13 protein-coding genes are annotated in these 14,265 nt (G+C 39.3%); 10 read left to right on the top strand and 3 right to left on the bottom strand.

What is annotated here, in order from left to right; genetic code table 11:
• Positions 1–4: 4 nt before the first annotated feature.
• Complete coding sequence (locus IGJ15_RS10325; protein ID WP_430599059.1) at positions 5–1,882, top strand: glucosaminidase domain-containing protein; 1,878 nt, start codon at positions 5–7, stop codon at positions 1,880–1,882.
• Between the two features lie 62 nt (positions 1,883–1,944).
• Here IGJ15_RS10325 and IGJ15_RS10320 read toward each other — a convergent pair whose 3' ends face one another.
• Entirely contained in the window at positions 1,945–2,568 is a 624-nt protein-coding gene (locus IGJ15_RS10320) for a hypothetical protein (RefSeq protein WP_301969476.1), read from the bottom strand.
• A gap of 487 nt (positions 2,569–3,055) precedes the next feature.
• On the opposite strand from IGJ15_RS10320, the gene IGJ15_RS10315 reads away from it, so the two are divergent.
• The 3 genes from IGJ15_RS10315 to IGJ15_RS10305 all read left to right on the top strand — a co-directional run bounded on the left by IGJ15_RS10315 (position 3,056) and on the right by IGJ15_RS10305 (position 5,743).
• A complete protein-coding gene (locus IGJ15_RS10315; RefSeq protein WP_194186020.1) occupies positions 3,056–3,433 on the top strand; it encodes a DUF7006 family protein in 378 nt (125 codons plus the stop codon).
• Between the two features lie 137 nt (positions 3,434–3,570).
• Entirely contained in the window at positions 3,571–4,338 is a 768-nt protein-coding gene (locus IGJ15_RS10310) for a putative ABC transporter permease (protein WP_034868446.1), read from the top strand.
• Between the two features lie 205 nt (positions 4,339–4,543).
• Positions 4,544–5,743: a 3D domain-containing protein gene (locus IGJ15_RS10305; protein ID WP_430599058.1), complete on the top strand. Its 1,200-nt coding sequence runs from the start codon at positions 4,544–4,546 to the stop codon at positions 5,741–5,743.
• A 223-nt stretch (positions 5,744–5,966) separates the two neighbouring features.
• On the opposite strand, the gene IGJ15_RS10300 is transcribed toward IGJ15_RS10305, so the two are convergent.
• Entirely contained in the window at positions 5,967–6,704 is a 738-nt protein-coding gene (locus IGJ15_RS10300) for a hypothetical protein (protein ID WP_231472426.1), read from the bottom strand.
• A 56-nt stretch (positions 6,705–6,760) separates the two neighbouring features.
• Positions 6,761–7,435, bottom strand: a complete 675-nt coding sequence (locus tag IGJ15_RS10295) for a helix-turn-helix domain-containing protein (protein WP_242595989.1) — start codon at positions 7,433–7,435, stop codon at positions 6,761–6,763.
• 855 nt (positions 7,436–8,290) lie between these two features.
• On the opposite strand from IGJ15_RS10295, the gene IGJ15_RS10290 reads away from it, so the two are divergent.
• The 6 genes from IGJ15_RS10290 to IGJ15_RS10265 are packed head-to-tail and all read left to right on the top strand — an operon-like array spanning position 8,291 to position 14,265.
• The gene (locus IGJ15_RS10290) at positions 8,291–9,157 is read left to right on the top strand and encodes a hypothetical protein (protein WP_430599056.1); all 867 of its coding nucleotides are present in this window, start codon (positions 8,291–8,293) and stop codon (positions 9,155–9,157) included.
• A gap of 45 nt (positions 9,158–9,202) precedes the next feature.
• Positions 9,203–10,135, top strand: coding sequence for an LCP family protein (locus tag IGJ15_RS10285; RefSeq protein WP_074931990.1), 933 nt, complete (start codon positions 9,203–9,205; stop codon positions 10,133–10,135).
• Positions 10,136–10,150: 15 nt separating this feature from the next.
• Complete coding sequence (locus tag IGJ15_RS10280) at positions 10,151–10,930, top strand: YveK family protein (protein WP_074931986.1); 780 nt, start codon at positions 10,151–10,153, stop codon at positions 10,928–10,930.
• 9 nt (positions 10,931–10,939) lie between these two features.
• Complete coding sequence (locus tag IGJ15_RS10275) at positions 10,940–11,647, top strand: CpsD/CapB family tyrosine-protein kinase (RefSeq protein ID WP_005234973.1); 708 nt, start codon at positions 10,940–10,942, stop codon at positions 11,645–11,647.
• Between the two features lie 23 nt (positions 11,648–11,670).
• Positions 11,671–12,435 (top strand): tyrosine-protein phosphatase, encoded by a 765-nt coding sequence (locus tag IGJ15_RS10270; RefSeq protein WP_086292090.1) that lies wholly within the window; start codon positions 11,671–11,673, stop codon positions 12,433–12,435.
• Between the two features lie 12 nt (positions 12,436–12,447).
• Positions 12,448–14,265, top strand: coding sequence for a polysaccharide biosynthesis protein (locus tag IGJ15_RS10265; protein WP_086292091.1), 1,818 nt, complete (start codon positions 12,448–12,450; stop codon positions 14,263–14,265).

The following is a 14,265-nucleotide window of genomic DNA, read 5'->3' as shown; positions in this document are numbered from 1 at the left end:
ACAAATGGAAGAAAGAAAACAGCTTCGTTATCGTGCGAAGAAACAAAAAAGAGGGCTTCTTTACCGTAAAAGTGCGGCGGCAACCGCTGCACTTGTTAGTACGGTGAATATTTTGCCGATGAATGTCTTAGCAGATACACTTGAGTCAGCAGAAACCCAAAATGGTGTTCAAGTAGTTGAAACAGCAGAGTCAACCCAAGACACATCGACGCAAGATTCCGTGAGCATTGTAGAAGATCAAGAAGTCAACGAGGGATCACCAGCAACGCAAGATAGTACCGAACCATCAGAAGCTGAAAGTTCGGATGTAGTAGAAAGTCAAGACGTACCCGAAAATGAACCAGCAGATGATGCTTCTGAACAGAATGAAGCAGAAATTGATCGTGACATTCCTGTTCTGTCAGAAGAAGAGCGGATCGCCATTGAAACGAAGGTCATGCCCAACTACAACAATCCAATGGCACGTTCTAATAATCAGCAAGCATTTATTCAGCAAGTAGGACCAATGGCACAAGAAGTTGCGGGGGCAAATGACCTCTACGCTTCAGTCATGATTGCGCAAGCGATCTTAGAATCAGGTTGGGGGCAATCCACGCTGACTACTCTTGCCAATAATATGTTTGGTATCAAGGGATCTTACAATGGACAGTTTGTAGAGATGCAAACCATGGAAGATGACGGGAATGGCAATCTCTATCCGATTATTGCGAAGTTTCGTAAATACCCCTCATTAAAAGAATCTTTTCAAGACAATGCGCACGTTTTGAGAACCACCTCATTCTCGCCGGGTGTTTTCTTCTACCATGGGGCATGGAAGTCTAATACGAATTCTTATCGTGACGCGACACAATGGCTGCAAGGACGTTATGCCACCGACACGGCTTATGCAAGTAAGCTAAACAACTTGATTGAAACGTACAATTTGACCCAGTACGATACATCAAGTGGTGGCGGTTCAAACGATAACAACAATAACAACAATAACAATTCTGAACAGGCGATCAATAAGCAATTCAGAACAAATGCAGCACTCAATATCCGTTCAGATGCTTCCACCAGCGCCTCGATCGTGGGTTCATTGGCTGCCAACGCAACATTTGAAGCAGTAGCGCAAAAAAGCGGCACCAGTGTGAACGGTAATACGACGTGGTATCGAATTCAAGGACGTGGCTGGGTAAGTGCCGCTCACGTGACGGAGATCTCATCGAATACGGGTGGGAATGATAACAACAATAATAATGATAATAACAACGATAATAATAACAATAACAACAGTGCCGAACAAAGCATCAACAAAGAGTTTCGCACCACCACCGCCTTGAACATCCGTTCCGACGCATCGACTAGCGCTTCTGTTGTCGGCTCCTTGGCAAGCAATGCAACATTTCGAGCAGTCGCTCAAAAGACGGGAACGAGTGTCAACGGCAACAATGTGTGGTATCGAATCCAAGGACGCGGCTGGGTGAGCGCTGCGTACGTGACAGAAGTGACCGCTGGAAGTAATAGCTCTGAACAAAGCATCAATAAAGAGTTTCGCACCACCGCAACATTGAATATTCGCTCTGATGCGTCTACCAGTGCTAGAATTGTTGGTTCTTTGTTAAATAACTCCTCTTTTCGCGCAGTTGCGCAAAAGACCGGAACCAGCGTCAATGGTAACAATGTCTGGTATCGAATTGAAGGGCGTGGCTGGGTAAGTGCAGCGTATGTTCAAGAAACGAACGCTTCCTCATCAAACAGCACCACCTATACCGTGCGTTCGGGAGACACTCTATGGGGGATTTCGCAACGCTATGGTGTGACTGTCAATCAGTTGATGCAGTGGAATAATCTTTCTGGCTCATTGATTTTTGTAGGGCAACGACTTGTAGTCCGTAGATAAAAAGAAAAAACATCTGCAACCATTTTTGTGGCTATTTGCCAAAATGGTTACAGATGTTTTGTTTATTCTTCTTTGAAGCTGTTCATGATCGCTGTTAGTTCCTCTTTTGAAGAGTTGTATAAGCTTTCTAACGTCCAACCATACAACTGAACGTAATTATTTTCGGTTTCAAGTACATAATAAATATAGTGGATATTTAGCCCTTCAACTGTCGCAGGGAAATCAACGAAATAGGCCTTCGTGTCAGGAATTGGTAAAAAGGTGGCAGTCGTATTGAAGCTCGTTGCCAAATTTTCTTGAACCAATCCGAGATAAGTTTCTAAATCGGCAAAATCTTGTTTCGATTCAACGACTGCAGCTAAGTATTTTGTTTCTAACGCATCGGACAACATGAAATCATTGTCAGGATTTAATGAAGTGAAATCAGGTACCTCTTGCCAATTGCTAGGTAAATCGATGGTATAGTTTGTTCCGCTCACGCCTGTGATAGTTTGTTCCGAACTCGGTAAAGCCGCTTCGCTGGAAGAGACCGTCGATTCTTGGGCGACTTCTGTTGACGAAGTCATAGATAAGCTTGTAGCGCTTGCATTTTCCGTACTTTCTGAAGCTGGTTTCTCCTCTTTTGGCGTGCAGCCAGCAAAAAGAAGTGTGAACCCCAATAAACTAAAAACAACACTTTTTCTCATTATTCTCACGTTCCCCTTTGTTTTTTATTTTCAAATAACCAACATTATTTAGTTAATCGTATAATAGGAAAGGAAATAACGCAATAAAATATTCTCAGTTATTGCATGAATCGAAAAAAATAAAGGAATGTTAAATAGTAAATTTAAAAAAATGAAGCGGAAATAACTGACTATTACCGCTTATTTTCACTTTTTTCTTAGATTGATGCAAAAGTTGATTATAAATACGGGGCGACTTTTGCTATGCTTTAGAAAAGAAAGGAAGCATTAAAAGAATAGTGAAGTTAAAAATTGTGTCGGTTATATCTATAAAATAATAGTGTGTTTTTTATGTATCTATTTGTTTTGAATAATTGTCAGAATTTTGTTGCGAAATACTATGGCTTCTTTCGATACAAAAAAGGCGACATCAGCAACAGTCGGATAGAGAAAGATAGCTCAAAGCGGCGAGGAAATAGAAGAAACATAGGATCAACGTTTAAAAATAATGGAACTAGGGGGAAGGAAATTGTTTTATCAATCAGTGAATGAGTATCTAGTAAAAATGAGAGAAGGATTATCTGCTGAAACCATTAAATGTGAAATGCCATCAGTCTATGCGTACTGGTTAGCACAGGAAGCAGAATTGAAAAAAATATTGAAAAACAAAGACATGGCTTTTTGGATGGACATCCAACGAGTTCTCTTGATCGATGCAAAATTAGTATTACTTCGCAGTTACATCAATGACTACGATTTTCACGGATTTTCCGAAGATGAGATCATTGCCAATGTGGAACAAGATCATTTTACCTTTAACAAAGAACTGTGTGGCTATAGTTTGAAAGAACAGGTGCACCCATCAATTATTTTTGGTGATCAATAAGCAACAAAAAAGACCGTTCAAACGAGGAATAAGCTCCTACACTGATTCAAAATAAGACCGATTGATTTGTGGTATGATTGTGATGACAAGTACGATTGCACAGATCATTGCAACAGTTTGAAAAGGAGCGGATAGGTATGGTTCAATTTGAACGGATCATTTTATTGTTTTTCTTGTACTCATTTATCGGATGGCTTTGGGAAACCATTTATTGCTCACTAAAAGCCAAGCACTTTGTGTATCGGGGCTTCCTTATTGGTCCGATCACACCCATCTACGGCTTTGGGATTCTTGGCGTTGTCTATTTTTTACGGCCATTGCATGAGCAAGTGATTCCACTGTTCTTTGCGGCAGCGTTGTTGGTTACCGTGCTTGAATATGTGACAAGTTATTTACTTGAGCGTTTTTTTCATGCCTCGTGGTGGGATTATAAAGAAGTCCCATTGAATATCAATGGACGGGTGGCATTGCCGATTTCTCTTTTTTGGGGCGTGTGCTGTGTGCTGATTGTTCGATTTGTTCATCCGCAAATGCTGGAGATTGTTCAAACATTGAGTGCTCGAGTAGGATTCTTATTGCCCGTTTTCTTATTAATGGTTCTCTCTTTTGATATGGGCTATACCCTAGCTAACTTGGTTGCCTTTCAGAAAGCGGTGCAACAGGTCAATCAAGCCTTTGAACAGCACAAAAAAGAATTGGCTGAAAATATTGAGCAATATAAAAACGATTGGCAAGGGCGCTTCGCAGCGTTTCCAGAAGAATGGCGCGTTTTAAAACAAAATCTACCGAGATTGAATTTCCATCAAAGAAGACTCTTAAAAAACTTTCAAAAGTTAGAAATCAATCAGATAAAAAGCAGTCAGGAATTGTCTCGATTTATTGAAGCCATTCGTAGGAAAAAATAGGTTTGTTACGGTTAGATTACAAATAATAAACCCTTATCAATGCTGATTCTTCCCACTTCTGACTAATTTCAGTCGGAAAAGACGATGAAAACACCCACTTTTACGATAATTTGTAATAAATTGTAAAGGTCCTGCAATAAAATTCTTCTTAAGAATTTGTATAATAGGATATGTTGGAAACCATAGTGAGAAGTGAGGGAATTTTTTGAAGGCAAAGAAACTACGAACAATCGTTGTCGCTGTCTTTGCGGCAGGAATCGTTTCTCCAATCTTTGCGCAGGCTGAGTCACTTGAATCATTGCAAGAGCAAGAAAGTGCCGTCATGCAGCAAAGTCAGGAAATCAGTACGGAAGTACAGATTGCATTGACTGATGTGAATGCGAAATACAGTGAGGTAGAAGAGCTAAAAGCTCAAATCGCTGAAAATGAAGAATCATTAGCAACAACCAAAGCAGAAATCAAAACTGCACAAGAAACAATTGAAAAGCGTGAAGCTGTCGTTGCGGAACGTATGAAAGACATCCAAGTCAATGGCGGGGCTACCAGAGACTGGACGGTACTATTAGAATCATCCAACATCCAAGATTTTATCAATCGTGCCTATGCGATGACGATGTTACAAAACTTGGAAAAAGAAAAGATCGATTCATTGACAGCAGAAAAAGAAAAGCTGGAAGCTTTAGAAGAAAAAGCACAGTCAACACAGCAATCATTGAAAGAAAATCAAACCGCATTAGAATCAGAAGCCAAAACATTGGATTCAAAAATTGCGAATCTACAAGCCCAATTGAAAGAAAACGAAGCAACCTTGGCACAAATCGCTTCCAGCAAAGAAGCTGAAACAGCTCGCTTAGCTGCTGAAAAAGCAGCAGAAGAACGGGCAGCCAAAGAAGCAGCGGAACAAGCAGCGAAAGAAAAAGCTGAAAAAGAAGCAGCTCAAGCTGCTGAACGTTCAAGCGCTTCTGAATCCCAAGCGTCTGCTTCATCGAGCAGCAATACGACTGAAAGCAGCAGCTCATCATCAAGCAGCTCTTCAAGCAACAACAATAGCCCGAACAGCAGCTCAAGCAATACAACTAACAACAGTAATAACAATAGCAACAACAGCAATACAAGTAGTGGTCGAACATTGATGATGGAATCAACTGCTTACTCGTATAAAGAAGCTGGCTCTAGTTTCTTTACAGCAAGTGGCACAGACTTACGTAAAAATCCAATGGCAGTTGCCGTTGATCCAAGCGTGATTCCGTTAGGCACCTTAGTCAATGTTGAAGGCTATGGCGTAGCACTAGCGCTTGATACGGGTGGCGCGATCAAAGGAAACATCATTGATGTTCACTTTGATAACGTCGCACAATGTATCCAATGGGGACGTCGTCAAGTAAAAGTAACGATCCTCGATTAATCAATCAACTAGCAAGAAGCAGCTCACTGAATGAAGTGGCTGCTTCTTTTTTTTGCTTTTAATGTAGGAAGGCATAAGAAAAGAGCGTATCGCTGCGTCAGTGACGACATAGACGATATACTCTGGATGTATTGTTAAACTGATCACAATCTCTTGCGCTCGTTCTCAGGAGCATTTTTTGAATAGCTTGGTCAGATGGAGTCAAACATACGGTGTTCGTTTATCAAGGATTGAAATTGGCGTTCAGTTTTTCCTCTAAAGCTTCCCAGTCGTGCTCATCGGGAAAGGTTTTGAATAGTAAATAATCAATGTCTTGGGCATATTCGGTAATGTATTCCGTATAGTTGGTAACGATCAAATCAATTTGATTTTTTTCCAAATAGCCTGCGGACAATTCATTGGAGTCCGGGAAATAAAAGGTCCGAGAGCTGCGCAAATAACGAACAGATTTGCATTTTAATAATTGGCATAAATAAAAGGGGCCTTCGAACAAAAAAGCGATATTCTTCTTCGCTTGCCAGTACAAAGATTTAATAGAAGTAACATACATCGTAAGGCTCGTTCCTAAGTGCTCCAGTGTGTTACTGTCCCAAATTTCTCTAGCTAATGGTTGCGTCAACAGATAGTTTTTAAATAGATGGTAATCGTCCGTATATGCTTCTTCGACAAATTGAACGGTATCAGAAATCATATGGTTTAATAAAGGGGATAATAATTGCTTGATTTTTGCTACCGTAAAAAAGGACTCTACTAAGAGTCGGTCGCGAGCGCTATCTTGTGTACCTGGCAAGCAATCCTTGACAAAGGCTGCCGCAAGCTGCTTGATTTCAGGCCAATGATTATACTCTCTACAAAAGGTTTGCTCGATCGCTAAATTACTGATCGAGCGGCGAGTTTTTACCAATAAGAACAAATAAAGGACTTCCTCATACGGAAGTTCTTTTTGGTATTGTTCACTCATAGCCTCATTGATTTCAGAAAATAACCGAAAATCATTATACTGTTCAAATATTTTTTTTATTTGCTTAGGCAACTCGATACTTTGACCTGCAAAATGGCGCTCAAAGGTGATATACAAGTAATAATTGAATTCACCAAATGAACAAGCATGCTGGTCGAGTTGATAACATCTTGAAAAAGCACTAGCAGTGATATTTTGGATGGCGATCGGTGGAAAGATCGTATGGCAGTAATTTCCGATTCATAATAGAAATCATGGAAAAACTTGCGAATATTGATCTCCTCACCAAGAAAGCAAATAGGATTGGTTTGGATCTCCAAACGATAGAAAGAAAAAATAGGTTGTACTTTCCGTAAATAGCGAAGAACGGTGCTTTCTGATATATGGTACTTCTCTGCCCATTCCGATGAGCTATAAAGATCATTGTGGAAAATACTTTCGATGATATGGAACAAAATCTCATCGGCAATCAGCGCACGTTTTTTCGTTAAATACACAGCGGACTGCTTGATTGAAAAAATATACCCCTTATGAGAAGAGTCGATCGATAAACAGTCGCCAAAATACTCTTTGAGATCTGTCACGTCCGTAACGATCGTTCGCGTGGTACTTCCTGAAATCTTTGCCAAACCTTGAGTCGAACATTGATAATTTTTCTCGAATGCCATCAAAATTTTCAGCCATCGAATCGTTGCAGTGTTGGTAATGAAATTAATTTGAAAATTTCTCAAGACGTGGCTCCTTTCATGAATAAAATCGCAAATCTTACTTATTCATCTTAAAGAAGATAGGGAAGAAAAAACAAATCACGTATTTCATCGGTTGGTGAAATCTATACCTGAGCCTGCGCAAGATTTTTTGCATTTTCTATAAATCAACTGACGACCAGCATATATATAGGTAGAAACACGTTTCTTTCAGCGCATAGAAGGAAATTGATTGGCATTGAGTAGTATGAGAGGGGGGTGATGATTTTATTGTGATAAAATAAAAAATGAATGATTAACTATATTTTAAAAAAACCATAGAAATTGGAGGGAGGAATTGAGGGGGAAAGTCAGTTTACAGAAGATAACTTATAATTTTAACAGGAACGATTGGTGTAAATAAATAGTAAACGCGAAGGAAACCCTAAGTGCACCAAGAAAAAAATTCATCTTTGCTAAATTGATTTATAATAACAAGAAAAGTGTATAAAATTACTTTCTGAATTTCTTATCTTTTCTATTTATAATGAAAAGATGTTGGGAAAATGAATGAATACAATCTCTCAAGGTTATTTTTCTATAAAGTGACAACCCTAAAAGGTGATGAGAACAACGATTATAACTGAATTATTTATTATTTAAAATGAGGGTTTAAAAAAACTGTCAAGTAGAGTAGATGTTATTTATGGTTTTTTAAAATAACTGATGTTTGGCATTATATAAGTCTTATATTGACGAAAAATATACCTTAATAAATAAAAAGCGGGAATTTCCTTTATTTAATGATACATTTCTCTTATAATAAACTAGAATTGCCTTTATTATGTGAGAGGAAGGCAGAATGCTTAAACAAGCACAATTGAAGTAGGGAGTGTGTTCATGGGAAAGCCGTTAGTAAAGACTTTGACTGTTTTAGCCGTTGGTATTGGCGCAGTTGCAATATGTTTCATTGGTTACCGACAAAATAACCAAAGGCAATATCAGCAACGAGTCGAATACGCACAGACAGCGATTGCCAGCGAAAAAGATCGCATCAATGAGTTGTCTAATGAAATTGCTGAATTTTACAGCAACGAAGATCAAACGTTTTTGAGAAAAGATCTTAAAGAAGAAGACGTTCTTAAAACAGTCGCAAAACTTTCTGCAGTGAAAGTATCAGCAGACGATTATGGGATCGATGATGATGCACTGCCAAGTGAGTCAGTGGATATCCAACAAGAAAAAACCGCCCTTGATGATCAGCTAAAAGACATCGAGGCAAAATTAAAAGTACAAGCGGATACGGAAGCCTTATTTACTGAAGGCGTTTCAAATTGGCAAAGTGCTGAAAATGATGTCATCATTAGAGCCGATCTAAAAGAAACGGATGTTGGGAATGTCCGTGAAAATCTGAGTTTTTTTGAGGATAGTAAATGGAAAGAGTTAGTTGTTTCCTATTTAGAATATGCGGATACTCAATTAGACCGCATTGCAAAGTTACAAGAAACTTTTGATGAAATGCTTGATGGGGATGAGGTGACCAGTGAAGTCACCTTAGAAAAATATCTGAGTGCAGTCGACAGTATCAGCAAAGTTCGCAATGAAGAATTGAAAGATAAATACACCGAATTAGCAGATAAAGTCGCTACCCAAATGGGGTACACAGGATACAGCACGTATACACCCGCTTCAACGGAAAGTTATTCAGAGGATACATCAGCAGGAGATGGCACCTGGACAGATCAAAGTTCAGACGTTGTCTACTAATGGATACATGTATCAAAGAAAATAGAGATAACTGGAGGAAAGCAAATGTCAAAAGGAAAAAAAATCTTTTTAATTATTTTTTCAATCGTCGCAGTGTTAGTCATCGGATTGATCGGTGTCGCTGCCAAACTATATTTTGATGTGTCAAATTCAATTAACGAAACTTATCAATCAGTCGAGCGTGATCGAGAAGATCGCCTACGTGAAAATGATGTCGATCTATCCCAACAAGAATCCTTCTCGGTTTTACTGATGGGGATCGATACCGGTGATTTAGGGAGAGTCGAACAAGGCCGTTCTGATACCATGATGGTTGCGACCATCAGTCCGCAAGACAATCAGACGACGGTGGTGAGTATTGGACGAGATTCCTATGTTGATATCGTTGGACATGGGACGACAGATAAAATTAATCATGCCTATGCTTTTGGTGGACCAGCGATGGCAATGAATACCGTAGAAAAATTCTTAGATATTCCGATCGATCATTATGTATCAATCAATATGGCTGGGTTAAAAGAATTAGTCGATGCAGTCGGCGGCATTGAAGTTGATAATGAAATCACCTTTTCGCAAGATGGCTTTGATTTTGCTATCGGACGTACGTCACTAAATGGCGAACAAGCTCTTGCCTATTCAAGAATGCGTTATGAAGATCCAAACGGCGATTATGGACGGCAAGAACGCCAACGGAAAATCGTTGAAGGGATCGTTAAGAAAGTCTTGAGTCTTGATGGAATCACCCAATATCAAACGATCTTAAATGCTGTTGAGCAAAACATGAAGACAGATATGAGTTTCGATGACATGCGAACCTTAGCATTTAACTATCGCAGTGCCTTTCAAACGATCAAACAAGATCAGTTGCAAGGGGAAGGATTCATGCAAGACGGCATCTCATATCAACGTGTGAGTGAAGAAGAACTAGCAAGAGTTCAAAAAGAGTTGAAAGCTCAACTAAATCTAGAGAATGAATAGGAAAGTGGAGAAAAGATGGAAGAAACAATTAGCTTAAAAGAAATATTCGCAATTCTACGGAAACACTTAGCTGCTATTTTTATTTCAATGTTTGCTGGTTTAGCTTTAGCAGGGATATTCACCTTCTTTGTCATTACACCTAAATACAGTTCACAAGCCCAGTTGATTGTGACATTGCCTCAATCAGAAACTACCAATGCAAACGATGTAAATACAAACCTGCAAATGATCAATACGTATAAGGATATGATCGTCAGTGATTTAGTTATGACACAAGTAAAGGATCGACTGGAGTCCGAAAACAACCTTGACTTGACTGTCGGACAATTGAAAGAATCCATTTCAATCAATCAATCGCAAAACTCACAAATGTTTTCCATTCAGGCAACTAGTACCAATGCAGTGTCAGCGCAAAATATTGCCAACACGACTGCATTAGTCTTTCAAGAAAATGCCCAAGATGTTATGAATGTTGATAAAATCTCAATCATTTCAAGTGCGGTAGCTAGTACCACTCCAGTTTCACCTAACAACAAACTAAACTTAGCCATTGGTCTAGTACTAGGCATCATGGTCGGTGTTGGCTTAGCCTTCTTATTGGAGTTGCTAGATCGAACTGTCAAAGATGATAAATTTGTAACTGAAACATTAGGCTTTACCGTATTAGGTACTGTACCCCAAATGTCACCAAAAGAATTGGCTGCGACCATTCAGAAAAAACCAAGTGCACCATTTATTAAGAAACCGCAAGGCGACAAAGCGGCAGAATCACGCCGCAGTCGTAGTCGAGTCTAGGAGGGAACAATGATGGCAAAAAAACAAGAACGTACTGGGACGCAGACACATGCAGTAAGTTTGATCACGCTAATTGATCCTTCTTCACCAATCTCAGAGCAATATCGTACGATCCGTACAAATATTCAATTTGCGTCTTCAGCAGATAAACAAATCAAGACCATTGTTGTTACTTCTTCTGGTCCAGGTGAAGGAAAATCGACAACTTCAGCTAATTTAGCGGTTGTTTTTGCAAAATCAGGACAACGAGTATTGTTAGTTGATGCCGATATGCGAAAGCCTACTGTATACAAAACATTCAGCTTAAACAATGCGAGTGGATTGAGTACCGTATTAAGTACCTCAACGAGCGTCCTTGAAGCAGCTCAAAAAACGGTGATTGATAATTTATCTGTCTTAACTAGCGGACCAAAACCACCAAATCCATCTGAGCTACTTGGGTCAGCACGAATGAACCAAGTGATGGAAGAAGCGAAAAACCTTTACGATGTGGTTATCTTTGATATGCCACCAGTTGTAGCAGTCACCGATGCACAAATCATGGCATCTAAAGCAGATGGGACGATCTTAGTGGTTCGAGAAAATGTTGCACGTAAAGAATCCTTAACAAAAGCGAGAGATCTTTTGAATATGGTTCAAGCAAGAATCATTGGGGTGGTCTATAACGGTGCCGAACACTCGAAAGATTCAGGTTACTACTATTATTATGGAAATTAATTAATTTGAAGGAGACGAGTGAAATGATTGATTTACATTGCCACATTTTACCAGGAATTGATGATGGTGCAGAAGACATCACTGCGAGCATTGCTATGGCTGAAAAAGCGATTAGCCAAGGAATTACGCATATCCTTTGTACCCCACATCATAACAATGGAAAATACCGCAATCCGAAGTCAGAGGTCATTTCTCTCGTTACCTCTTTACAAGAAGAATTAGACGCACGGAACCTGCCCTTGACAGTTCTTGAGGGGCAAGAGGTTAGGATAACAGGAGATTTAATTGAGGATATACAGAAAAATGACATCCTTTTTACAGATCTTGATGATACGTATATCTTGATAGAATTTCCTACGATTGAAGTGCCTACGTATACAGAACAAATATTCTTCGATTTACTACAGCTGGGAAAGATTCCAGTCATTGTCCACCCCGAGCGGAATGCTCATTTTAGAAAAGACCCTAACAATCTCATCCCTTTTTTGGATATGGGCTGTTTGGCACAGTTAACTGCGCCAAGTTATGTCGGCGTATTTGGAAAAGAAATCCAAAAAACAGCAAAAACAATGGTTGAACATAATCTTGTTCAGATGGTCGCTTCGGATGCCCATGGCGTTACAAAACGCACCTTTAATTTAAAAGAAGCTTATGAGCAAATTGAGCAAGATTTTGGCATGCTCAAAGTAACCTTGATGAAACAAGTAGCAAAAGATTTGATAAACGGGGATCAAATCAGTTTTCCAGCTTTTACAGAAGTGAAAAAAAAGAAATTCGGGTTATTTTAGGGGGCAACTGGGTTGTTTGAATTAACGAGAAGAAGAAAAATTGTAACTTTGATAGTTGTAGATAGTTTATTGATCATAGCAGCAAATATTGCAGCAGTTTATTTTATGAAACCCTTTGTGGCGATTCCAAAAGAATTTACATTGATGTCGGTGAGCCTTTCTGTCGGTTTCTATCTTTTTTATGGATCAGTGTTTCGTGTTTTTTCTCGAATCAATCGTTACACGAACTTGAAAGAAATGATTGCTATCTTCTTGGCTGTATCATGCAGCGCTTTTACTTGTAACGTGATCTTGTTTTTCGGTGATGAAACCTATAGCGTGCGCTTAGTGATCTTTACGTACTTTCTTTCGCTCTTTCTGATTATTGCTAGTCGATTGATTTGGCGGATCTATATTGAAAGAAAAAACATGAGGGGTACGTCCAATGAGGTTGTCAAAAATACCCTGATCGTCGGTGCAGGAGAAGGCGGCCGTATTCTTTACAATAGCTTCGTAGGTTCGAAAACGGCAAGTGACATTAATATTATCGGATTTGTCGATGATGATCCGAATAAACGAAACACTTATCTTTCTGGGAAAAAAGTCTTGGGTTGTATCAGCGATTTGCCTGAATTGATTCAAAAGTATGAGATCAATATGGTTACGATCGCTATTCCATCCTTGTCACGGAAAAAATTGCGGAGTATTTTTAGCTTAATTGAACCTTTGCATGTCAAAGTCAACACGATGCCATCAATGGAAGAAATCGCCTCTGGAAAAATCAGCACTTCACGTTTGAAGAAAATCGATGTCGTTGATTTGCTAGGTAGAGATGAAGTCAAATTGGATATCGACTCCATCAAAGATCAAATTACTGGAAAGACGATATTAGTGACTGGTGCTGGTGGATCGATTGGTTCCGAAATCTGTCGCCAAGTGATTCAATTCAATCCTAAAAAACTAGTTTTGTTAGGACACGGAGAAAACTCGATTTACTTAATTGACCGCGAGTTGAACAACAATTTTAAAGACAATATTACCGAAATCGTTCCCGTTATAGCCGATATACAAGATCGTGAAAAGATGTTTGAAATCATGAACGAAGTCAAACCGGATATCGTCTATCATGCGGCAGCCCATAAACACGTGCCGTTGATGGAATACAATCCTAGAGAGGCAGTCAAAAACAATATTTACGGAACGAAGAATACTGCTGAAGCTGCTAAAGATGCGAAGGTGAAAAACTTTGTAATGGTCTCTACAGATAAGGCCAATAATCCGCCAAACGTCATGGGGGCAACAAAGCGCATCTCTGAGATGATTGTTACTGGCTTAAATGAAAAAGGTTGCACGAAATTTTCTGCTGTACGTTTTGGTAATGTCTTAGGTTCAAGAGGCAGTGTGATTCCAGTATTCCGTGAGCAAATAGCAAAAGGTGGACCGATTACAGTGACTGATTTTCGCATGACTCGCTATTTCATGACGATCCCAGAAGCTAGCCGCTTAGTTATTCAGTCAGGCGCACTTGCTCAAGGTGGCGAGATCTTCATATTAGATATGGGCGAACCGGTGAAAATCGTTGATCTTGCGAAGAATATGATTCGTCTAAGTGGTTATAGCGAAGAAGAGATTGAGATTATTGAAACAGGGATTCGGCCTGGTGAAAAATTATACGAAGAATTATTACTAGATAAAGAACGGAATGATGAAGCAGTCTTTGAGAAAATTTTTGTTGGTAATATCAAAGGATATTCATTGGAAGAGGTACTTTATTTTGTAGAAGCACTTCCTAAAGAGAGTGCTACATTGGCTAATGAAATCGTGAAATTTGCAAATGCTTCAAACAAATAG

Source organism: Enterococcus sp. AZ079 (assembly GCF_050547255.1).
Taxonomy (GTDB): domain Bacteria; phylum Bacillota; class Bacilli; order Lactobacillales; family Enterococcaceae; genus Enterococcus_D; species Enterococcus_D casseliflavus.
The sequence above is the reverse complement of the archived record's forward strand: the minus strand, read 5'-3'. Positions and strand labels throughout refer to the sequence as shown.

Coding starts and splice junctions, on each gene's coding strand:
- IGJ15_RS10325 (WP_430599059.1), top strand. CDS start 5: ATGGAAGAAAGAAAACAGCTTCGTTATCGTGCGAAGAAACAAAAAAGA.
- IGJ15_RS10320 (WP_301969476.1), bottom strand. CDS start 2,568: ATGAGAAAAAGTGTTGTTTTTAGTTTATTGGGGTTCACACTTCTTTTT.
- IGJ15_RS10315 (WP_194186020.1), top strand. CDS start 3,056: ATGGAACTAGGGGGAAGGAAATTGTTTTATCAATCAGTGAATGAGTAT.
- IGJ15_RS10310 (WP_034868446.1), top strand. CDS start 3,571: ATGGTTCAATTTGAACGGATCATTTTATTGTTTTTCTTGTACTCATTT.
- IGJ15_RS10300 (WP_231472426.1), bottom strand. CDS start 6,704: ATGAGTGAACAATACCAAAAAGAACTTCCGTATGAGGAAGTCCTTTAT.
- IGJ15_RS10290 (WP_430599056.1), top strand. CDS start 8,291: ATGGGAAAGCCGTTAGTAAAGACTTTGACTGTTTTAGCCGTTGGTATT.
- IGJ15_RS10285 (WP_074931990.1), top strand. CDS start 9,203: ATGTCAAAAGGAAAAAAAATCTTTTTAATTATTTTTTCAATCGTCGCA.
- IGJ15_RS10280 (WP_074931986.1), top strand. CDS start 10,151: ATGGAAGAAACAATTAGCTTAAAAGAAATATTCGCAATTCTACGGAAA.
- IGJ15_RS10275 (WP_005234973.1), top strand. CDS start 10,940: ATGATGGCAAAAAAACAAGAACGTACTGGGACGCAGACACATGCAGTA.
- IGJ15_RS10270 (WP_086292090.1), top strand. CDS start 11,671: ATGATTGATTTACATTGCCACATTTTACCAGGAATTGATGATGGTGCA.